The following is a 17,381-nucleotide window of genomic DNA, read 5'->3' on the forward strand; positions in this document are numbered from 1 at the left end:
GGCCCCGCGCGCATGAGCAGCACCGACGCCGACACCCTCGCCCCGCCACCCTCGCGCATCGGCCGCGTGGTGCGCTGGGTTCTCGGTGGCCTGGTCACCCTGGTGTTGCTGGTGCTGCTGGGCTTTGGCGTGTGGGCCGCGTCGGCAGGCTCTCTGGCGCAGGCGATCGGCTGGGGCCAAGCCTTCATGGCCCGACAGGGGCCGGACGCAGGCACGCTGGAGGTGGCCGACGTGCAAGGCAGCCTGCTGCGCGGCGGACAGATCGCGCGGCTGCAGTGGCAGCGCGATGGGCTCACCGTGGTCGCGACCGACACGCGCATCGGCCTGAACCCCTGGTTCTGGGCCGACGCCTTGCTGGGCCGCGGCGTGCGCCTCTCGCAGCTGGACATCGCACGCCTGCAGATTCACGACCAACGCCCGCCCGGACCCGACGAGCCGCCCGAGCCGCTGCAGCCCATCACGCTGCCCCTGCCGGTCACCCTGCCCTGGTCCATCGGCGAACTCGTGCTGGAGGGCGGGTCGCCGCTGCGCTTCAGCGGCATGAAAGGCCTGTACCGCTACCGCTCGGCCGAGCGGGGGTGGAACCTGGGCGTGGACGACGCGCACCAGTTCGATCTGGACAGCGTGCAAGTCGCCGGCGGCCGCTACCAGCTCAAGGCCATCCTGGGGGCCCAAGCGCCCATGCCCTTGCGTGTGGAGGCCGGCGGCGAGGTGGACACCACTGTGCCCGGTGGCAGCGAGCGCCTCGCGCTGCAGGCCATCGCGAAGATCACCGGCACCCTGGCCACCACCGATGCCGCGCTGGATGCCACCGCCAGCGTGAAGACCGCAGGCAACGCGACCGCGTCACCAGACGCCCCTTCGCTGGAGGCCAGGGCCCGGCTGCGGCCCTGGGGCGCGCAACCGCTGGAGTCCGCCGACGCCACCCTGGCGCGCATCGACCTGCACGCCTTCTGGCCCCAGGCGCCGGTCACCTTGCTCAGCGGCACGGTCCAGGCGCAACCCGAAGGCGACGCCTGGCGTGCCCAGGTGAATTTGGCCAATGCGGGCAGCGGTCCGGCCGACCAGCAGCGGCTGCCGCTGGATGCCCTGCGCGTCGACCTGGAACACCGCGGCATGCGCTGGACGCTCTCGCGGCTCGATGCGCAACTGGGCGGTGGCGCGGTCAAAGGCCAGGGCTGGTGGGAGCCGGCCACCGGCGCTCAGGCCTCGCCGCTGGGCCAGTGGCAGGGCGACATCCAGGCCACTCGCATCAACCCGGCCCGGCTCTGGAGCAGCATCGTGCCCTCCGCACTCGATGGCAGCGTGACCGCGCGCACGGTGGACGCGGCCATCGATCTCAGCGCGCGCGTGCAGCCGTCCGACACGCAACCGCGCGGCAGCACCTTGTCGGGTGTGCGCCTGCGCGAACTCGATCTCAAGGGACGTTGGCGGCCCCAGGCGAACGATGCGGCGCAAGGCGTGTTCGAACTGCGCGAAGCCCGCCTGGACGCGGCCGGCCTCCAGCTCGACGGCAAGGGCGCGTTCGACACCGTGGCGCGCAGTTTCGATGGCCAACTGGCGCTGCAACTGCCCGGGGCCGAGGCTCGATGGAAGGGCAAGACCGCGCACGCCCAGGGCGAAGGCGAACTGGACCTGAACCTTGCCGATGCCAACCGCGTGCTCGCCTGGGTGCGCAGCTTGCAGACCCTGCCAGTGGTCGGTCCGCAGATCCGCACCGCGCTGGACAGCCAACCGGGCCTGCAGGCCGAAGGCAGTGCCCAGCTCGACGCCCACTGGCAAGGCGGCCTCGGCGTGTTCGGCTATCCGCCCCCGATCACCGACGCCCGCACCGCCGCACCGCCGCGCCTGCGCATCGGCCTGAACGCGCCCAGCCTGCGCATCGCGCGCGAAGTAACCGAAGGGGCCACTGGCCAGAGCGACAACCCGACCACCACCCAGAACGTCCTGGTCCGAGCGCTCCAACTCTCGGCCGACGGACCGCCCGAACGCCTCGCCATCGAACTCGCCGGACAAGCCGAACAAGGCCCTTGGCGTGCCGTGCTCGATACGCAGGGCGTCTTGGCGCTCGGCCATCCGCGCCAGCCCGACTTCGACACCGGCCGCCTGGCCCTCAGCCGCTTGAAACTGCAAGCCACCGACAGCGCGCGTCCCGACCGCACCGTCGAATGGACGCTGGAGAGCGCGGCCGCGCTGGCGGTGCAGTGGCAAGGCGCGCGCAGCGTGCTGCAGGTCCAGGTCGACCCGGGCCAGCTCCACCTGCAACCGGTGTTCCGCCGGCGCGCGGCGCCCACGCCCAACACCACCGTCTCGCCCACCGCGGTGGCGGCCGCAGCTGCCACCCCCACCGTCACCAGCCCGCTGACACTCGCCTGGGAGCGCATCACCTGGCGTGCCGGCGCGCTGGACACGCGTGGACGGCTCACCGGCCTGCCGCTGTCGTGGGTGGACGCGCTGGCCACCGCCGAAGGCGCGCGCCATGGACCGTTGAGCCAAGCCGGCCTGGGGGGCGACGTGGTGTTCGACGGCGCGTGGGACCTGTCCCTGCCGGCCGACGCCAACGCGCCGCCACGCCTGAGCGCCCAACTGCAGCGGCGCAGCGGCGACCTCTCGGTGCAGACCGACGGCAATTTCGACGAGAACACGCCGTCCGCCCAACGCCTGCAGACCGGCATCCGCGCCGCGCAGCTGGATGTGGAAACCCAAGGCAGCCAAGTGGTCGCGCGCCTGCGCTGGGACAGCGAACGCCTGGGCCAGGCCAGCGCCGACGTCAGCACCACACTCAGCCCGCCCAACGCAGAACAGAACGCCTGGCACTGGGCCGAGCAGGCGCCCTTGCGCGGCACGCTCAAGGCCAGCCTGCCGCAAATGGGCGTGTGGTCGGCCCTGGCCCCACCCGGTTGGCGCGTGCGCGGCTCGCTCGGCGCCGACCTCACGCTCAGTGGCACGCGCGACAAGCCGCTGTTCAACGGCGCGCTCAATGCCGACGACCTCGCCTTGCGCTCGCTGGTCAATGGCATTTCGTTCTCGCGCGGCCAGTTGCGCGCCACCCTTGCGGGCGAGCGCATCACCATCGAGCGCTTCTACCTGCAAGGGCGCGGCGGCGCCGAGAACGGCGGCACCTTGCTGGCCACGGGCAGCACCGAGTGGCGCATGGTCACGGTCGATGGGCAGGTACGCCGCCAGCCCTACATCAACCTGCAGGCCACCGCCACCCGGCTGCGCGTGTCCAACCGCGCCGACCGCCTGCTCACGCTCTCCGGCCAGTTGCAGGCGGAGTTGGCCGGCACCGCGCTGCAGCTGCGCGGCCAGCTCAACGCGGACGAAGCCCTGTTCGTGCTGCCCGACGAGTCCACGCCCAGCCTGGGCGCCGACGTGGTGGTGCGCGGCACGCAGCGGCCGCTGGAAGACCCCGACGCCTTTCGCGTGCAGCCCGATGTGCTGGTGGACCTGAACCTGGGCGAGAACTTCGAGGTGCGCGGCCTGGGCCTGCAGACGCGCCTGAGCGGACAGCTCAACGTGCGCAGCACGCCGGCCTCGCCCGAACCGCGCGTGATCGGTGAAGTGCGCACGGTGCGCGGCACCTACCGCGCCTACGGCCAACGCATGAACATCGAAACCGGCGTGCTGCGCTTCAGCGGCGCCTACGACAACCCCACGCTGGACATCACCGCGATACGCCCCAACACCTCGCAACGCGTGGGTGTGGTCATCAGCGGCAGCGCGCAACTGCCGCGCGTGCGGCTGTTCTCCGACCCCGAGTTGCCCGACAGCGAAAAGCTCGCCTGGCTGGTGCTGGGCCGCCCGGCCAGCGGCGCGGGTGCCGAAGCCGCCGTGCTGCAGCAGGCCGCGCTGGCGCTGCTGTCGCGCAATGGCGGCGGGTTCGAGGGTGGCCTGGCCGGCGCGTTCGGCCTGGACGAGCTGTCCTTCGCCGGCAGCGCGACCAATGCCGACGGCAGCACCACGGCAGCGGCCGTCACGCTGGGCAAGCGGCTGTCCAACAAGCTCTACATCACCTACGAAAGCAGCCTGGCCGGCGCCATGGGCACGGTATCGATGTTCTACGACCTCTCGCGCCGCGTCACCGTGCGCGCCCGGGCGGGCGATGAGAACGCGATCGATCTGATCTTCACCACGGCGTTCGATTGACGCGCCCATCGCTGCAATAACGCTGCCATGCCCACTGCGCGCGCCCTCCTCCTTCTGATGCTTCTGCTGGGGCTGTCAGGGCTGCTCGCGCCGCCCTTCGCGATGGCGGCCGTGGCGCCACATGGCGCACCGCAGGCCTCCACCGTTGCGGCACCCCACGGCGCTGGCGCGCGCGACGCAAGCCACTTGGGCAACCACTGCAACGGGTACGCCAAGGTCTGTGTCGAAACCGACTGCAGCACCTGCCACGCACACGGCGCGGCCATGGCCCTCGGCGGCACCCTGCCGCCCTGGCGGCTGCAGGGCAGCGCGCCGCGCTCAGCCGCCGAGCACGCGCGCACACCACCGTGGCGCGAGCGCCCCGACCGGCCTCAGTGGGCCGCCCCGTCCGACCGGGGCTGATCCGTCCGCACAGGCCCGCGACCTCACGGGCCTCATCCCCGATCGGCACATGTCGACGGCTTCGCCTCATGCGAAGCCGCGCGGTTCTCGTTCGCTGAAAGGAATCCTTCATGCCTGCTCACTCAGCCGCCTGGCGCTGGCTCGCCGCGGCCTGGCTCGTCGCGATGGCCGCGACCCTGGGCGCACTCTTCATCGGCGAGGTCATGGGCATGACGCCCTGCCTGCTGTGCTGGTACCAACGCATCTACATGTTCCCGCTGGCCGCCATTCTGGGCATGGCCGCCTTCATGGACGACCGGCGTGGCGCGCTCTATGCCTTGCCCCTGGCGCTCGTGGGCGTGGGCTTCGCGGCGTACCACAGCGCGTTGGTGCTGCAGTGGGTGCCCGTGTGGTGGGTGCCTTGTGGTGCCGGCCCGTCGTGCAGCAACCAGGCCCTCACCCAACTCCACGGCGTGCAACTGCCTTTTCTCTCCCTGGCGGCCTTCCTCGCGATCGCCGCCAGCTTGTGCATCCATCTTCGAAAGACCCGGCCATGAACGCCAAGAAAATTTCCATCGTCCTGATCCTGGCCGTGTTGGCCGTCGCCTTCTTCATCGGCATGAGCACCTTCCGCCAGCAGGAACAGGCCGCGCAGGAAACCACCGTGCGCGCCGAAGCCACGCGGCTGGCGCGCATGCACTCACCCGTGGTGGGTCCGCAGAACGCGCCGGTCACGGTGGTGGAGTTCTTCGACCCGGCGTGCGAGGCCTGCCGGGCATTCCACCCGTTCGTCAAACAGCTGATGGCGCAGTACCCCACGCAGCTCAAGGTGGTGGTGCGCTACGCCCCGTTCCACGAGGGTTCTGACCTGGTGGTGGGCATGCTCGAAGCAGCGCGCCGCCAAGGCCAATACGAAGCGGCGCTGGAGGCGGTACTGACCAGCCAGCCGCAGTGGGCCGACCACCACCAGCCCCAGCCGGCGCTGGCGTGGAATGCCCTGGCGGGGCTCGGCCTGGACCTCGCACAAGCCAGGAGCGATGCGCAGCGCCCCGAAATCGCAGCGGCGCTGGCGCAAGACGTGGAAGACCTGCGCGCGCTGCAAGTGAACAAGACGCCCACCTTCTTCGTCAACGGCCGCAGCCTGCCCGGCTTCGGCCCGGAGCAGCTCGCAGCGCTGGTGGCCGACGAGGTCAAGCGCGCGGCGAACGCGCCCTGAAGCGCCCGGACCCGGTCAGGCCGTCTTCGCGACCTTGGCTTCGTTGGCGGCTTCCGCCACGTGCGCGCGGATCTCGCCTTCGGCAGTTTCCAGGGCCTTGGCCTTGGCGTCCGGGCCCATGCCCACCCCTTCGGCGCGCACGAAGCGCACATCGGTGATGCCGAAGAAGCCGAAGATGGTCTGCAGGTAGGTTTCCTGGTGTTCCATCGCGCGGCCGCCTTCGCTGGTCGAGTACACGCCGCCACGGCTCAGCACCACGATCACCGTCTTGCCACCGGCCAGGCCCACGGGGCCCTTCTCGGTGTACTTGAAGGTGCGGCCGGCTTGCGCCAGGCGGTCGATCCAGGCCTTGAGCTGGGTCGGGATAGTGAAGTTGTAGAACGGGGCGCCGATCACGACCACGTCGGCGGCCAGGAACTGGCTCACCAGCGCCTCGGACAAGGCGTTTTCACGGCGCTCGGCTTCGGTGGACGCGGCCTGGCCGGTGCGAAAACCCAGCGACTCAGCGCTCAGGTGCGAAGGCGCGTCCTTGGCCACGTCCAGGTACTGCACTTGCGTGCCGGGGTGGGCGGCCACCCAGGACGCCACCGTGCGGGCCGTCAACTGGCGGGAAACGGACTGGTCGCCGGTGATGGCGGAATCGATGTGAAGCAATGGCATGGTGAAGTCCTTATGGATGGGGCCATACGACTGGTATGGCGTTGGTGTTATTGTCTTTTCAGCACCAATCTTTGATAAGTCGGCAAAATTGCGACATATCGTTCCATCAATAGAACAGTCAATCGACCCATGCAAGACTTGAACGACATGCTGTTGTTCGCCGAGGTGGTCGAGCGCGGCGGCTTCGCGGCCGCGGGCCGAGCGCTGGGCATGCCCAAATCCCGCGTCTCGCGCCGCGTGGCGGGGCTGGAGGCGCAGCTCGGCGTGCGGTTGCTGCAGCGCACCACTCGCAAGCTCTCGCTTACCGACGTGGGCGAAACCTACCTGCGCCACTGCCAGGCCCTGCGCGAATCGGCGCAGGCCGCGGCCGACGCGGTGGCCAACGCCCAGACCGAGCCGCGCGGCACGATCCGCGTGGTGTGCCCGGTCACCTTGGCGCAAACCGTGCTCGGCGGCGTCATGTCGATCTATCTCGCGCGTTACCCCCAGGTGCGCATCGAGATGGAAGTGAACAACCGCGTGGTGGATCTGGTGCAGGAAGGCGTGGACGTGGCGCTGCGCGTGCGTCTCACGCTGGAGACCAGCGGCAGCCTGATCGTCAAGCGGCTGGACGACGCACATTCCGTGCTGGTGGCCAGCCCGGCGCTGCTCGAGCGCCAGGGCACGCCCACCACGCTGGAAGAGGTGGCCCGGCTCGACAGCGTGGCCATGTCCGCCACCGACGGCGTGGCCAGCATCCGCCTCACCAGCCCACAGGGACGCGAGACCTTGCTGCAATACCACCCGCGCTACATCGCCGACGACCTGCTCACGCTCAAGTTCGCGGTATTGGGCGGCAGCGGCATGTGCTGGCTGCCCGACTACATGTGCGAAGCGGAATTGCGCAACGGCCAGTTGGTGCGCCTGCTGCCCGACTGGACCACGCCCGTGGGCGTGGTGCACGCGGTGTTTCCGTCGCGCCGGGGCATGTCGCCGGCGGTGCGCAGTTTCCTGGATTTCCTGGGCGAATACATGCCGATGTGCAGCGAGGCGCAGCGCAACGCAAGTGAGGAACACCCCCCTGCGCCGCTGCGCGGCTTCCCCCCTCTGTAGCGCGCCTTCGGCGCTTCGAGGGGGGGACGGCATCTCGGGCCGGTAGAGCCGGACCCTTGATGGTTCAAGGCACGCTCGCCGGAAAGAGCACGACTGCGGCAGATAACGCTGCATGAGCGCCTCGTACAATGCGGGCTCTTTTTTGCCGCCATAGTTCAATGGATAGAACGAGCGCCTCCTAAGCGCTAGATACAGGTTCGATTCCTGTTGGTGGTACCAGTCGAGCGCGGACCCTGCCGCGATGCCCGGCGCTCTTGGGGCCGCCGCCACAACTCGACAAACTTTCGGCCGTAGACCTGCCTACGCTGCCCTCCCCCGAAGACGCCCGCCCGGCGCAAAGCCGGTGCCCGAAGTTCCGCGGCCGCGGCGCCATGCCAGCCGCCGCTATTCCCCTGGCTTTCACAGTTTTTTCAACGTTATTGATAATAATACTCATTTAGAATCGTGATGTTAACCAGAGGCAGCCACCAGCCACCCACGGAACTCTTGCGCGCAGCGCTATCACTTTTTCCTCCTCCCCCTATTGCTAAGGAAACCATGAGCCAAGCCAACCGCTTCGTTCTGACCAAGTCCGCCACCGTCCTCGCGCTGGCATTGGGCTTGGCAGCCTGCGCCACTTCGACCTTCCAGGCGCCCGACGCCAGCTTCAAGGGCAGCGTCAGCGTGGTGGAAACGCCGCTGATCGTGGCCGGCACCGAAGTGAAGTTGGCGGGTCGTGACTTCAAACCGGGCCAGCAGGTCAACCTGATGATCGGTGGCACCTCGTTGTCCTCCACCCCGGCCACCGTGGGCGCCGACGGTACCTTCCGCACCCAGTTCAAGGTTCCCGCGACCGCCGAAGTGGGCAGCCACTCGCTGGTGGTCAACGCGACCCAGCCCGCCGCCGCCTTGGTGGTGCCGGTCAAGGTGTCGCCCAACCTGCCGCTGTCGGGCCAAGCCGCCTTCGAACTCAAGTCGGCCAAGCTGCCCAACGGGCTCTACCAGGCCGCCTACAGCGCCAAGAGCGACCGCCTCTTCGTCACGTCCGCCTCGGGCCGGCCCCCGATCACGCAAACCACGCTGATCAAAGTCCACCCGCAAACGCTGGCGGTCGAAGCCCAAGTCAAGCCCGTGGCCGCGCCGGCCCAGCCTGCGCGTCCTGGCGCACCCGCCGCCGCGCCCCGCGATCCGGGCCTGTATGCCGTGTATGGCGTCGGCGTGGACGACGCCAACGGCACGGTGTGGGTCACCAACACCCGGCAGAACACGGTCGCCGTCTACAACCAGGCCGATCTGAAGCTGATCAAGCAGTTCGAACCCGGCACGGCGCCACATGCGCGCGACGTGTACGTCGACACCCGCAACGGCAAGGCCTATGTGTCCACCGTGAGCAAGGACATCGCGGTGTTCGACACCAAGACGCTGACCCCGCTCAAGAACATCACCATCGAAACCAGCGTGGTCCCCGCCCGCGGCCAGGCCAACAACGACCGCGGCTTCGCCACCATGAGCCTGTCGCTCGATGCCGCGAACAGCAAGCTGTTCACGGTGAGCATGGCAACCAACGAAGTGGCCGTCATCGACACCCGCACCGACAAGGTGGAGAAGGTGTTCGTGCTGGAAGGCGCCAAGTCCGCCATCGGCGTGGACTACGACCCCAAGAGCCAGCGACTGCTGGTCGCCGCGCAAGGCAGCGACAACCTGCTGATCGTCGACGCCAACAGCGGCAAGGTGCTGCACGACGTGAAGGTGGGTGCCGGCGCGCTCAACGTGGCCTTCGACCCGGTGAAGAGCCTGGCCTACGTGAACAACCGTGGGGCCGACACCATCACCGTGGTGAACCTCAACGGCAAGATCGTGGCCAACCTGCCTGCCGGCAGCTTCCCCAACCACGCCACCATCGATGGCAAGGGCGGTGTGTATTCGGTCAACAAGGCGCGCGGCTCCGACGACCCCAAGGGCGACCACATCGCGTACATCAAGCCACGCTGATCGTTTGAATCCCTGATGTCCATGTCGCGCTGTGAAGGTCAGGGGGCCCACGGCGCGACAACGCATTTTCAGAATCGAAGAATGCCATGCCCACCTTCACACGCATCTCCTCGGCCTTGAGCCTGGCCGTGCTCGCCGCGGTCTTCTCCCCGCTGGCCTCATCGCAGGCGCTGCCGGCCGGCTGGCAGTCCGTCGCCGGTGCGCAGACCATCAAGGCGATCAAGGCCGCGCCGCGCCTGCCCGTCTCCGCCGCATCGGACGATGGCGCCACCGTGCGGGTGACCGACGCCGCGCGGGTCATCGCCGGGGGTGACGACGTGATCGACATCATGGAAACGCTGGGCCTGGGCGATCGCGTGTTTGCCGCGCCCGAGAGCGCGGTGACCGAAGCGGGGCGCAAGGCGCCACGCCACTTCCTCTTCAACCGCACCACCGGCGCCGAAGGCGTGCTCAGCCTGGACGGCACGCTGTTCCTGGGCAACAGCCTGCGCCGCCACGCCAAGCTGTCCGAGACCCTGCGCGCCACCGCGCTGCCCGCCGTCGTGGTCGACGACTTGCAGCCCGCGCCGCAGAAGATCCGCAAGGTGGCCGCCGTGTTCGGCCTGGCCACCGAAGGCGAGGCCCTGGCCAAGGCCGTGCAACAACAACTCGACGAGGCCGCCGCCATCGGCAAGCCTTTGACCAAGCGCGCGCGCGTCATCCATGTCTCCGCCACCGGCGGCGGCGGCAAGCCCACCGTGGGCGGCAAGGACACGGCCGCGGCACAACTCATCCGCCTCGCGGGCGGCATCAACATCGGCGACGCCGCCAACACCGGCGACTACACCGCCTTGAGCAACGAAGGCGTGGTCGCGGCCATGCCCGAGGTGGTGCTGATCACCCGCAGCGACCTCGCCCTGATGGGCGGAGAAGCCGGCCTGTGGCGCAACTACCCCACGCTCAAGCAGACGCCAGCCGGCCAGGCCAACCGCGTGTGGGTCATGCCCGACGTGCAACTCAAGATCGTGGGCAGCCAATCGGGCGCGGGCGCCATCGCCCTGGCCCAGGCCTTCAAAGCCTTCGCCACCAAAACCCCGTGAGCACGGCCGCCGTTCAACCTGCCCTGCGCGCCGGGGTGCGTCGGCCCAGCGGCCCTTTGCTGCTGCTGGTGCTCACGGCCTGTCTGCTCATCGCCATCGTGCTGTCGTTCGGCATCGGGCCGCTCAAGGTGGCGCCAGGCGACGTGCTGCGCATCGTGTTCGCGCGCTTCGGCCTGGTCGATGCCGAGGGCCTGAACGCGCGCGACATGGCCGTGGTGTGGAACCTGCGCATTCCGCGCGCGCTCATGGGCGCGCTGGTGGGCGCAGCGCTGGCGCTGGCCGGCGCGGGCTTGCAAGGCTTGTTCGGCAACCCGCTCGCCGACCCGGGCGTGGTCGGCGTGAGCCAGGGCGCGGCCCTGGGCGCGGTGGCGGCCATCGTGCTCGGCGCAACCGCGCTTGGTGACTGGACCGTGCCGGTCGCGGCCTTCGTCGGCGGCATCGTCTCCACCACCTTGATCTATCTGCTGGCACGGCCCGGACACGGCAGCGGCACCGTCACGCTGCTGCTGGTGGGCATCGCGGTCGGCGCGGCCTGTTCTGCCGCGATCGGCTTCTTCACCTACCGCGCCAGCGCCACACAACTGCAGTCGCTGGTGTTCTGGCAGATGGGCTCGCTCGGCTCGGCGGACTGGTCCGACCTGGGCGCCGCGCTGCCGGTGTTCCTGATCGGCCTGGCCGGCATGCTGATGCTGGCCACCCCGCTGGACATGCTGGCACTCGGCGAACGCCAGGCACAACACATCGGCCTGGACGTGAAGCGCACACGCGCACTCCTGGTGATGTTCTCGGCGCTGCTGGTCGGCGCGGCCGTGGCCTTCGCCGGCACCATCGGCTTCGTTGGCCTGGTGGTTCCACACATCGTGCGCCTGCTCGCCGGCCCGCGCCACCGCTGGCTGCTGCCGCTGTCGGCGCTGGCGGGCGCCGCACTGATCGTGGTGGCCGACACCGCCGCGCGCACGCTCGATCCGCCGTCGGAAATTCCGCTGGGCCTGTTCTCGGCCGCCATCGGTGCGCCGTTCTTCCTGTGGCTCGTGTTGCGCCAGCGCGTAGGAGGCGCACGATGAGCGCCGCGCCTTTGCTGGCCCTGCGCGAGGCCAGCTTCGCCGTCAATGGCCAGACCCTGGTCGACCGCATCTCGCTGGACTTTCACCCTGGCACGCTCACCGCGCTGGTCGGTCCCAACGGGGCCGGCAAGTCGACCCTGCTCTCGCTGATCGCGGCCGACCACGCGCCCACCAGCGGCAGCGTGAGCCTGCACGACCGGCCCATGGGCAGCTGGCGCGTGCGCGACCTGGCGCGCGAGCGCGCGGTGCTGCCGCAAGACCATGCCGTGCGCTTTGCCTTCAGCGTGCGCGAGGTGGTGTCCATGGGCCGCCTGCCGCACCCGCCGGACCCGGCGCGCGACGAAGCCATCGTCCACACCGCCCTGGCCGACGCCGACGTGACGCACCTCGCGCAGCGCGACGTGCAATCGCTCTCCGGTGGCGAGGCTGCGCGCTCCGGTTTCGCGCGCGTGCTCACGCAGCAGACGCCGCTGGTGCTGCTGGACGAGCCCACCGCCGCGCTGGACCTCAAGCACCAGGAAGCGCTGATGCGCAGCGCGCTCGCGCTCAAGCAATCGGGCACCTGTGTGATTGCCGTGCTGCACGACCTCAACCTCGCCGCGGCGTATGCGGACCGCATCGTCATGCTCAGCGGCGGCCGCGTGGCCGGCGACGGCACCCCGCGCGACGTGCTCACGCGCGAGCGCATCGAACAGATCTACGGCCAGAGCGTCACCGTCATCGAACACCCGACGCGGCCCATCCCTTTGATCGTCACCACCGACCCATGATGCCGACCTCTCCCCCCCATCACCTGCCTCGCCGCCGCCTGCTGCTCGCGCTTGCAGCGGGCACGGCGCTCACCGGCTGCGCCAGCGCCTCCAAGACCATGACCAAGCCCATGACCTCGGACCTCACCGCCTTGCCGCTGCCGCCGATCAACCAGGACCTCTCGGCCTACTCCTTGTCCCGCCCCGTGGGGCCCACCGTCGCGGACCGGGGCTCGTCCCACTACCGCTTCGAGCGTTTCAGCCTGGACTCGGCCGATGGCCAGCGCCACTACCGCGTGCAGCTGGCCATTCCCAAGGCGCCCGCGCCCCGCCCCGGCTACCCGTTGCTGGTGATGCTCGACGGCAACGCCGCCTTCGGCTCGCTCACCGACGAACAGCTCACGCTGCTGGCCACCCACGGCCAGCCACTGGCCATCGCGACGCTGGGCTACGAGACCCACCTGGGTGTCGACGTCGACGCCCGCTCGTTCGACTACACGCCTGCCGTGCCCGGCGAGAACCCGACCTGGGACGACCAGGCGCGCAACCGACTGGGTGGCGGCGCCGATCTGTTCCTCGATCTGCTGGAGCAGAAGATGCTGCCCGAGATCCGCCGCCGCGTGCCCAGCGACCCCGCGCGCACGACGCTCTGGGGCCACTCCTATGGAGGCCTGCTCGGGCTGTACACCTTGTTCACGCGCCCGCAGCTGTTCCCGCGCTACGCCGTTGCCGACCCCTCGCTGTGGTGGCACGACGGCTACATCCTCGACGTGGAAGCCCACGCCAAGTCGCTGCCCTGGGGCCACCGCACCGAGCTGCTGGTGATGGCCGGCAGCGCGGGCCTCGAAGTGCAGAACGAGACCCGCGCGCTGCGCCCGGGCCTGGACCCGGCCCTGGTGCTGGCCGCGCGCGAGCGCCGCCGCGCCGTGCCGCCCGACGCCACCCCGCGCCTGGCCGAACGCCAGGGCGCACGGCGCGGCCTGGACATGATCTGGAAGCCCTTCCCCGGCATCGGCCACGGCCCGATGCGGCCGACCTCGATTCCGCCCACGTTGGAGTTCGCCGCCCGATGACCGACACCCCTTCTGCGCATCCGCAGCCGTTTCGCCTGATGCCGCTGGCGTTTGCCGCGCTCGCCGGCACGATGGCGATGATGGCCTACGTGGCCGTCATCGGTCCGGTGGTGCGCCGCCTGGGCCTGCCCGAGTGGGTCGCGGGCCTGTCGGTCACCGCCGGCGGTGTGTTCTGGATGCTGTTGGCGCGCTGGTGGGGCGGCGTGAGCGACCGGCACGGCCGCAAGCCAGTGCTGCTGATCGGCCTGGGCGCCTTCGCGCTCACCTATGGCGCTTTGGCCCTGGGCGTTGATCTCGCCCTGCGCGGACTCGTCGCCCCGTTGGGCGTGATCGCGCTGCTGATCGTCACGCGCTCGCTCGTCGGCGCGTTCTACGCCGCCGTGCCGCCCACGGCGGCCGCGACGATCGCGGACCATACGCTACCCCAGTGGCGCGCAGCGAGCATGGCCAAGCTCGGCACGGCCAACGCACTGGGCATGGTGGTGGGGCCGGCAGCGGCCGGCTGGCTGGCCACGCACGACCTGGGGCTCGCGCTGTATGCCGCGGCCATGCTGCCGTTGCTGGCGCTGCTGGTGGTGAGCCTGGGCGTGCACCACCGCGTGCCCCCCCGCGTGCCCCATGCAGCGGCCCCTGCCGGCGGCAAGAAGCCCGGCCCCGCGCTGGGCCTGTTCGACCCGCGTTTGCGACAAGCCTGCACCACCGCCTTCCTGGCCATGGTGTCGGTGGCCATCGCGCAAGTGCTGGTGGGTTTCCTCGCCATCGACCGGCTGGGCCTGAGCGAACAGGCCGGCGCGCGCGTGGCCGGCCTCTCTCTCACCGCCGTGGGCGTTTCGCTGGTCGTGTCGCAGCAATTCGTGATGCGCCTCAAAGGCGTGCCGCCCACGCGCTGGATCTGGCTGGGCGCCTTGATCGCCGGCCTGGGTTTCGGTGGCGTGCTGTTCGCCTTCAGCCAGAGCGCGATCCTGCTGTGCTACGGCATCGCGGCCTTCGGCATGGGCCTGATCTTTCCGACCTTCCAGGCGATGGCCGCGAACGCGGTGGAATCGCACGAACAAGGCGCCGCCGCCGGCGTGCTCTCCGCCGCCCAGGGACTGGGCATGGTGCTGGGTCCGCTGGGCGGCACCCTGCTCTACCACGTTGCGCCCGCGCTGCCGTACCTGGTGGTGGGCGCCGCGCTGCTCGCCCTCAGTCTCTTCACCGCTGTGCGCGGCGGGGTGCGCCCCGCTTCCCGCGCCCATTGATGCCATGGCCACCTTGAACGCCTCTGCCACCCAAGCCAGCCCGCTGCTGGCTTGCGACGCCCTGCTCGCCCGCTACCAGGCCGGCGACAGCCTGTTCCTCTCGCCCGCCGGTGCCCTGCTGGGCCAGGGCATGGTGTGCGCTCTGCCCGCGAATCCGGCGCGCCCGACGACGCGCGCAGCCGCCGGGCGCGCGCTCAACGAACAGGTGCGCGCCTTGCTGGACCAGGCGCGCAGCGAACACGGCATTCACAACCCCGTGGCCATGGGCGCGGTGCCCTTCGATGTGCGCCGCCCGGCGCGCCTGAGCGTTGCGCGCCACCTGCACCGGGGTCAGGCGCCACGGGTCGGGGATGCGCCCGGTGCGCCGCTGCGGCTGCGTGCCGAGCGTTCCACGCCCAGCCCCGAGCCGGCGGTCTACGAAGCGGCGGTGGTCGATGCGCTGGCGCGCTTTCAACGCGGAGAACTCGACAAGGTGGTACTCGCACGCGCGCTGGACCTGTCGCTCGACCACGCCCCCAACCTCCATGCCTTGCTGAGTCGGCTGGCGCAGAACAACCTCAACGGCTACACCTTCGCCATGCCGCTGCCCGGCGAGAGCGCCGACGCCCCCGGCAACGCGGCCTTCGTGGGCGCCACGCCCGAGCTGCTGGTGCGGCGCATCGGCCGGCGCCTGATCGTCAACCCGCTGGCGGGCTCTGCGGCAAGGCATTCCTCGCCCGGCGACGATGCGCGCGCGGGCCAGGCCCTGCTGGTCTCGCTCAAGGACCAGCGCGAACACGCTGTGGTGATCGACGATGTGGTGCAGGCCCTTCGCCCGCTGTGCCGCACGCTGGACGTGCCCGCCGGTCCCTCGCTGCTGGCCACCGATGCCCTCTGGCATCTCTCCACCGTGCTCACGGGTGAACTGGCCGACCCCGACACCACCTCGCTCGACCTCGCGCTCACGCTGCATCCCACGCCCGCGGTCTGCGGCCGCCCGCTGGACCGCGCCTTCTCGGTCATCGAAGCGCTCGAGCCCGTGGACCGCGGCCTGTTCGCCGGTTTCGTCGGCTGGTGCGATGCGCGTGGCGACGGCGAATGGGCCCTGAGCCTGCGCTGCGCGGAACTGCGCGGGCGCTCCGTGCGGCTGCACGCAGGCGCGGGCATCGTGCCCGGCTCCGACCCGCGCAGTGAGAGCCTGGAGACCGGCACCAAATTCCGCACCATGCTCAGCGCGCTGGGCTTGGCGACTTCGGTCGATTGAACGACCCCCACACCGCTTCGAAGATTGACATGAGCATTCCCGCCATCACGCCCTATCCCATGCCCACCGAGACCGCCAGCAACCGCGTGGCCTGGCGGCCCGACGCCCGCCGCGCGGCCTTGCTGGTGCACGACATGCAGGCCTACTTCCTCAACAAGTTTGACCGCGCGCAAAGCCCGGCGCCCGAACTGGTGGCCAACGCGTTCGCGCTGCGCGAGGCCTGCTCCGCCGCCGGCGTGCCGGTGTTCTACACCGCGCAGCCGGTGGAACAACCGGCCCACGACCGAGCCCTGCTCAACGACTTCTGGGGCCCCGGCCTGACCGATGCGCGCTTCCACGCCGAGCAGCCCATCATCGACGAGCTCGCACCGCGCGCGAACGACGTGGTGCTGACCAAGTGGCGCTACAGCGCCTTCCAGCGCTCCGACCTCGCCGAGCAGCTTCGCGCGCTGGGACGCGACCAACTCATCGTCTGCGGCATCTATGCGCACATCGGCTGCATGGCCACCGCGCTCGAAGCCTTCATGCGCGACATCCAGGCCTTCCTGGTCATCGACGCGGTGGCCGACTTCTCGCTCGCCGAGCACCGCATGGCGGTGGACTACGTCTCGCGCCGCTGCGGCGCCAGCCTGACGCTGGCCCAGGTCAACGACGCGTTGAAGGACCGAGCATGACCATCGCCGGATCGGAGTTCAAAGGCTGCCACGTGCTGATCACCGGCGCGGCCGGTGGCATCGGCCTGGCGCTGGCGCAGCAGTTGCTGGACGAAGGCGCGAACGTCACCGCGCTCGACGTGGACGCCCGTGGCCTGGAGGCTTTGCGAGCCGAACGCGGCGACATCGCACCCCGGCTGTTGACGCGCGTCGTCGACGTGAGCGATGCGAACGCGGTGAACGCCGCCGTCGAAGCCGCCGAACAAGACCTCGGCCCGATCGACCACCTTGCCTGCGTGGCCGGCGTGCTGCAGATGGGCCGCGTCACCGAATTGAGCGACGCGCAATGGTCGCGCACCATGGCCATCAACATGGGTGGCGTGTTCAACACCTGCCGCGCCGTGGCGCGCGGCATGACCGAGCGCCGTCGCGGCAGCATCGTCAACGTCAGCTCCAACGCGGCCACCGCGCCGCGCGCGGCCATGAGCGCCTATGCCGCGTCCAAGGCCGCGGTCACCCAGTTCAGCCGCTGTCTGGCACTGGAGCTGGCCGAGCACGGCGTGCGTTGCAACACGGTCTCGCCGGGTTCGACCGACACCGAAATGCAGCGCGCCATGTGGCGCCAGGGCTCCTCGCGCGAGACCGTGATCCAGGGCGATGCGAAGGCCTTCCGCCTGGGCATTCCGCTGCGCAAGATCGCCACGCCCGAGGACATCGTCGAGTCCATCCTGTTCCTGCTCTCGGACCGCGCGGGCCACATCACGCTGCACGACCTGCGCGTGGATGGCGGCGCCACGCTCGACCAGTGAC

At 70.1% G+C, this 17,381-nt stretch carries 15 protein-coding genes and 1 tRNA gene; 15 read left to right on the forward strand and 1 reads right to left on the reverse strand.

The window, feature by feature from the left end; all coding sequences use genetic code 11:
• Positions 1 to 12: 12 nt before the first annotated feature.
• The 4 genes from F9K07_RS23755 to F9K07_RS23770 all read left to right on the forward strand — a co-directional run bounded on the left by F9K07_RS23755 (position 13) and on the right by F9K07_RS23770 (position 5,746).
• Positions 13 to 4,149: a translocation/assembly module TamB domain-containing protein gene (locus F9K07_RS23755; protein ID WP_159595761.1), complete on the forward strand. Its 4,137-nt coding sequence runs from the start codon at positions 13 to 15 to the stop codon at positions 4,147 to 4,149.
• Between the two features lie 27 nt (positions 4,150 to 4,176).
• On the forward strand, positions 4,177 to 4,551 hold the full coding sequence (locus F9K07_RS23760; protein WP_159595762.1) for a hypothetical protein: 375 nt from the start codon (positions 4,177 to 4,179) through the stop codon (positions 4,549 to 4,551).
• Positions 4,552 to 4,661: 110 nt separating this feature from the next.
• Positions 4,662 to 5,087 carry a disulfide bond formation protein B gene (locus tag F9K07_RS23765; protein ID WP_159595763.1) on the forward strand — a complete coding sequence of 142 codons (426 nt, stop codon included), beginning with the start codon at positions 4,662 to 4,664 and terminating at the stop codon, positions 5,085 to 5,087.
• On the forward strand, positions 5,084 to 5,746 hold the full coding sequence (locus tag F9K07_RS23770) for a DsbA family protein (RefSeq protein WP_159595764.1): 663 nt from the start codon (positions 5,084 to 5,086) through the stop codon (positions 5,744 to 5,746). The genes F9K07_RS23765 and F9K07_RS23770 overlap by 4 nt, the downstream gene beginning before the upstream one ends.
• Positions 5,747 to 5,761: 15 nt before the next feature.
• On the opposite strand, the gene F9K07_RS23775 is transcribed toward F9K07_RS23770, so the two are convergent.
• Positions 5,762 to 6,406 carry an FMN-dependent NADH-azoreductase gene (locus F9K07_RS23775; RefSeq protein ID WP_159595765.1) on the reverse strand — a complete coding sequence of 215 codons (645 nt, stop codon included), beginning with the start codon at positions 6,404 to 6,406 and terminating at the stop codon, positions 5,762 to 5,764.
• A gap of 129 nt (positions 6,407 to 6,535) precedes the next feature.
• On the opposite strand from F9K07_RS23775, the gene F9K07_RS23780 reads away from it, so the two are divergent.
• The 11 genes from F9K07_RS23780 (at position 6,536) to F9K07_RS23830 (ending at position 17,380) form a co-directional block, all read left to right on the forward strand.
• Positions 6,536 to 7,498: a LysR family transcriptional regulator gene (locus tag F9K07_RS23780; RefSeq protein ID WP_159595766.1), complete on the forward strand. Its 963-nt coding sequence runs from the start codon at positions 6,536 to 6,538 to the stop codon at positions 7,496 to 7,498.
• A 144-nt stretch (positions 7,499 to 7,642) separates the two neighbouring features.
• Positions 7,643 to 7,717: transfer RNA gene (locus F9K07_RS23785), tRNA-Arg, on the forward strand.
• A 318-nt stretch (positions 7,718 to 8,035) separates the two neighbouring features.
• Entirely contained in the window at positions 8,036 to 9,469 is a 1,434-nt protein-coding gene (locus tag F9K07_RS23790) for a YncE family protein (protein WP_159595767.1), read from the forward strand.
• Positions 9,470 to 9,555: 86 nt separating this feature from the next.
• Positions 9,556 to 10,548: a heme/hemin ABC transporter substrate-binding protein gene (locus tag F9K07_RS23795; protein WP_159595768.1), complete on the forward strand. Its 993-nt coding sequence runs from the start codon at positions 9,556 to 9,558 to the stop codon at positions 10,546 to 10,548.
• Positions 10,545 to 11,612 (forward strand): FecCD family ABC transporter permease, encoded by a 1,068-nt coding sequence (locus F9K07_RS23800; RefSeq protein ID WP_201451472.1) that lies wholly within the window; start codon positions 10,545 to 10,547, stop codon positions 11,610 to 11,612. Before F9K07_RS23795 ends, F9K07_RS23800 begins: the two co-directional genes overlap by 4 nt.
• Entirely contained in the window at positions 11,609 to 12,382 is a 774-nt protein-coding gene (locus F9K07_RS23805) for a heme ABC transporter ATP-binding protein (protein WP_159595769.1), read from the forward strand. The genes F9K07_RS23800 and F9K07_RS23805 overlap by 4 nt, the downstream gene beginning before the upstream one ends.
• Positions 12,379 to 13,434, forward strand: coding sequence for an alpha/beta hydrolase (locus tag F9K07_RS23810; protein ID WP_159595770.1), 1,056 nt, complete (start codon positions 12,379 to 12,381; stop codon positions 13,432 to 13,434). Before F9K07_RS23805 ends, F9K07_RS23810 begins: the two co-directional genes overlap by 4 nt.
• On the forward strand, positions 13,431 to 14,675 hold the full coding sequence (locus F9K07_RS23815; protein WP_159595771.1) for an MFS transporter: 1,245 nt from the start codon (positions 13,431 to 13,433) through the stop codon (positions 14,673 to 14,675). The genes F9K07_RS23810 and F9K07_RS23815 overlap by 4 nt, the downstream gene beginning before the upstream one ends.
• 4 nt (positions 14,676 to 14,679) lie before the next feature.
• Positions 14,680 to 15,918 (forward strand): isochorismate synthase, encoded by a 1,239-nt coding sequence (locus F9K07_RS23820; RefSeq protein WP_159595772.1) that lies wholly within the window; start codon positions 14,680 to 14,682, stop codon positions 15,916 to 15,918.
• A 29-nt stretch (positions 15,919 to 15,947) separates the two neighbouring features.
• Positions 15,948 to 16,592: an isochorismatase family protein gene (locus tag F9K07_RS23825; RefSeq protein WP_159595773.1), complete on the forward strand. Its 645-nt coding sequence runs from the start codon at positions 15,948 to 15,950 to the stop codon at positions 16,590 to 16,592.
• Positions 16,589 to 17,380, forward strand: a complete 792-nt coding sequence (locus F9K07_RS23830; RefSeq protein WP_159595774.1) for a 2,3-dihydro-2,3-dihydroxybenzoate dehydrogenase — start codon at positions 16,589 to 16,591, stop codon at positions 17,378 to 17,380. The genes F9K07_RS23825 and F9K07_RS23830 overlap by 4 nt, the downstream gene beginning before the upstream one ends.
• Position 17,381 lies beyond the last annotated feature (1 nt).

It is taken from the genome of Hydrogenophaga sp. BPS33 (assembly GCF_009859475.1).
Lineage (GTDB): Bacteria > Pseudomonadota > Gammaproteobacteria > Burkholderiales > Burkholderiaceae_C > Hydrogenophaga.

Coding starts and splice junctions, on each gene's coding strand:
- F9K07_RS23765 (WP_159595763.1), top strand. CDS start 4,662: ATGCCTGCTCACTCAGCCGCCTGGCGCTGGCTCGCCGCGGCCTGGCTC.
- F9K07_RS23815 (WP_159595771.1), top strand. CDS start 13,431: ATGACCGACACCCCTTCTGCGCATCCGCAGCCGTTTCGCCTGATGCCG.
- F9K07_RS23805 (WP_159595769.1), top strand. CDS start 11,609: ATGAGCGCCGCGCCTTTGCTGGCCCTGCGCGAGGCCAGCTTCGCCGTC.
- F9K07_RS23770 (WP_159595764.1), top strand. CDS start 5,084: ATGAACGCCAAGAAAATTTCCATCGTCCTGATCCTGGCCGTGTTGGCC.
- F9K07_RS23790 (WP_159595767.1), top strand. CDS start 8,036: ATGAGCCAAGCCAACCGCTTCGTTCTGACCAAGTCCGCCACCGTCCTC.
- F9K07_RS23820 (WP_159595772.1), top strand. CDS start 14,680: ATGGCCACCTTGAACGCCTCTGCCACCCAAGCCAGCCCGCTGCTGGCT.
- F9K07_RS23780 (WP_159595766.1), top strand. CDS start 6,536: ATGCAAGACTTGAACGACATGCTGTTGTTCGCCGAGGTGGTCGAGCGC.
- F9K07_RS23795 (WP_159595768.1), top strand. CDS start 9,556: ATGCCCACCTTCACACGCATCTCCTCGGCCTTGAGCCTGGCCGTGCTC.
- F9K07_RS23825 (WP_159595773.1), top strand. CDS start 15,948: ATGAGCATTCCCGCCATCACGCCCTATCCCATGCCCACCGAGACCGCC.
- F9K07_RS23830 (WP_159595774.1), top strand. CDS start 16,589: ATGACCATCGCCGGATCGGAGTTCAAAGGCTGCCACGTGCTGATCACC.
- F9K07_RS23810 (WP_159595770.1), top strand. CDS start 12,379: ATGATGCCGACCTCTCCCCCCCATCACCTGCCTCGCCGCCGCCTGCTG.
- F9K07_RS23755 (WP_159595761.1), top strand. CDS start 13: ATGAGCAGCACCGACGCCGACACCCTCGCCCCGCCACCCTCGCGCATC.
- F9K07_RS23775 (WP_159595765.1), bottom strand. CDS start 6,406: ATGCCATTGCTTCACATCGATTCCGCCATCACCGGCGACCAGTCCGTT.
- F9K07_RS23760 (WP_159595762.1), top strand. CDS start 4,177: ATGCCCACTGCGCGCGCCCTCCTCCTTCTGATGCTTCTGCTGGGGCTG.